General features: G+C 67.6%; 1 protein-coding gene. It reads left to right on the top strand.

The genetic code is table 11. The annotated features are described in order from the left end of the window. Positions 1 to 29: 29 nt before the first annotated feature. Positions 30 to 513: MFS transporter (locus NN5_RS24880; protein ID WP_245656693.1), on the top strand; the 484-nt coding region annotated here is incomplete at its 3' end.

Raw genomic sequence — 513 nt, 5'->3', positions numbered from 1 at the left:
GGGCGCTGCAAGGCGTGGGCGGCGCTATTATGCTGGTGCTGGCGTTCGCACTGGTTTGCGACATCGTGCGCGCTGAACGACTTGGCAGTGCGCTGGGCTTGCTGGCCGCGATGTCGGGCTTGGGAACTGCCGCCGGGCCGTCGTTGGGCGGGCTGCTGATCGCGGTGTCGGGCTGGCGCGCGCTATTCCTCGTCAACGTGCCGGTCTGCATCGCGATCGCTTGGATGATTTATCGCACCGTACCCCGAACGCTCCATCCCGAAGCCACACCGTGGCGCTTTGATTGGGCCGGCACCGCTCTGCTCATCTCGGCGCTGAGCGCCTATTGCTACGCCGCCACGCCCGCGAGTGGGCACTTCGCCACCGGCAACGCCATCGCGCTGACGCTCGCAATGGCCGCCGCGGCAGCGTTCATACTCGTCGAGCGACGTGTCGCCGATCCCCTGCTGCGGCTGGGGATGTTCCGCGACGTGGTCCTGTGCGGCAACCTGGCGATGAGCGTGATCGGCTCGG

Origin of the sequence: Novosphingobium naphthalenivorans NBRC 102051 (genome assembly GCF_001590985.1) — a bacterium.
Classification (GTDB): Bacteria; Pseudomonadota; Alphaproteobacteria; order Sphingomonadales; family Sphingomonadaceae; genus Novosphingobium; species Novosphingobium naphthalenivorans.
Note: the sequence above shows the minus strand (reverse complement) of the source record. Positions and strands in the feature narration are given on the sequence as shown.